3 protein-coding genes are annotated in these 2,177 nt (G+C 26.1%); all 3 read left to right on the forward strand.

Annotated features, from left to right (window positions below; translation table 11 throughout):
• Nucleotides 1-58: 58 nt before the first annotated feature.
• Nucleotides 59-247: a hypothetical protein gene (locus tag GX756_02220; GenBank protein ID NLC16677.1), complete on the forward strand. Its 189-nt coding sequence runs from the start codon at nt 59-61 to the stop codon at nt 245-247.
• Nucleotides 248-381: 134 nt separating this feature from the next.
• Nucleotides 382-1,575 (forward strand): glycosyltransferase family 4 protein, encoded by a 1,194-nt coding sequence (locus GX756_02225; GenBank protein NLC16678.1) that lies wholly within the window; start codon nt 382-384, stop codon nt 1,573-1,575.
• A gap of 14 nt (nt 1,576-1,589) precedes the next feature.
• Nucleotides 1,590-2,177, forward strand: a 588-nt coding sequence (locus tag GX756_02230; protein ID NLC16679.1) for a hypothetical protein, incomplete at its 3' end; no start/stop codon positions are given.

Below are 2,177 nucleotides of genomic sequence, written 5' to 3' on the forward strand. Positions count from 1 at the left end.
AAAATGGTTATGAATTAATACATCATGGAGGGGGAAAAACAAATTCTATGAGGATACTTTGTTTCAATTCAAGAAAAATTTTTCAAAGAATACTGAATTTTCATTTTTTATAGGTAAAAAAATTTGGAATAAAGAAATTTATGATAAATTGTGCAAAATGGAAAATATAACACAAGATATTAATTTTTTCCCTGCATATAGATTTGAAGAATACAATAAAAAAGATGATATTTTGATTAGAAAATAAAATTGATAATACATATAACAAACAAATAAATATTTTAACAAAACGGTAACGCTTTAAGATTAAAATGTTGTATAATCATATGTGAAAAATAAATGCGCTTATTATTTAGGTAGGACAAGCAAAGGTATTTTATTATGAAAAAGGATGTATTAATAATAGCTCAATTTATGGGACTTGAATCCGAAGGAAGAAATAGTCGTTTTACGTATATTGCCAAATTAATAAAAGATCATTATGTGGAAATAGTAACAAGTCGTTTTAATCATCAAAAAAAAGATTTTAGAGATAAGAAGATTTTATTTGAAAGTAATTATAGAGTAACTTTAATAGATGAACCAGGATACAAAAAAAATGTATGTTTAAAAAGATTATATAGCCATTATATATTAAGCAAAAATATAAAAAAATATTTAAAACAAAGAAAAAAGCCTGATGTAATATATTGTAGCATTCCTTCCCTAAGCGTGGCCAATATAGTTTCAAAATATGCCCAAAAAAACAAAATTCCCTTTATTATTGATATTCAAGATTTATGGCCCGAGGCATTTAAGATGGTATTTAAAATACCTCTTTTTAAAGATATTTTATTTTATCCGATGCAAAGACAAGCTGATAGCATATATAAAAGAGCGGATAAAGTGGTTGCGGTATCAAACACTTATCTAAACCGAGCTCTAAAAGTTAATAAAAAAGACCCCAAAGGTCTAGTTGTTTTTTTGGGAACAGATTTACAAATCTTTGATGATTATGTCCAACAAAGCAATATAAAAAAACCTGACGATGAGTTTTGGATTGTTTATATAGGCACATTAGGACATAGTTATAATATACCTTGCGTTATTGAAGCTATTGCAATTGCAAATAAAAAAATTTATGATAAAATAAAATTTATAGTAATGGGCGATGGACCGTTAAAAGATGTATTTGAAAAAAAAGCCCAAGAATTAGGAATCTATTGCGAATTTACAGGAAGATTGCCTTATAAAGATATGGTGCAAATTTTATGTAAATGCGATATTGCTGTAAATCCCATAATAAAAGGTTCTGTTGCTAGCATTATTAACAAAGTAAATGATTATGCCGCAGCTGGTTTGCCTGTTATTAACACATTAGAGAATAAAGAATATCAAAATTTATTAGCAAAATATAATGCAGGAATTAATTGCGAAAATAATAGTTTAGTTTTAGCAGAAACAATATTAAAACTTTATAAGGATAAACAACTTATACAAACTATGGGAAAAAACAATAGGCTATTAGCTGAAGACTATTTTGATAGAGATAAAACATATTTTCATATTGTTAAATTAATAAATCAAATGATATAAAAAGGCTGATAAATATGACAATTTTACATATTGCTAATTTGTCAAACAAAAGAGAGATCGGTATTAATGTAGTAGTGCCAAAGCATGTTTATTATCAATCAAAATACACGAATACGGCTCTATTGAATCTTAGCGATTACAATTATGAAAATCAAGATATTAAAGTATTCAATAGGATTGAAATAAATAAGTTAGATGAACCATTTAATAGACCTGATTTAGTTATATTTCATGGTATATACTTTTTGAATTATATTAAAATAGCAAAAAATTTAAAAAACATCCCTTATATCATTGTTCCTCATGGCTCTTTATGTAAAAAAGCTGTTAAATCGCATTTTTTTAAATTTATTAAAAAAGCGGTTGCTCATATTTTATTATTTAATTCATTTATAAAAAATGCAAAAGCGATACAATTTTTATCTAAAGGAGAGCAAGAAAACTCTTACTTCTCTAAAAAAGACATCATTATTCCAAATGGAATAGAATTGCCCCAAGATTTTAATAGACCGATTAAAGAGAACGACGAGATAAATATCGTATTTATCGGTAGAAAAGACAAAACGCATAAAGGCTTAGATCTGTTATTAAAAGCCGTTATT

This window comes from Clostridiales bacterium (assembly GCA_012512255.1).
Taxonomy (GTDB): domain Bacteria; phylum Bacillota; class Clostridia; order Christensenellales; family DUVY01; genus DUVY01.

Excerpts from the sequence above, each read along its gene's own strand:
- GX756_02225 (NLC16678.1), top strand. The coding sequence starts at position 382 with ATGAAAAAGGATGTATTAATAATAGCTCAATTTATGGGACTTGAATCC.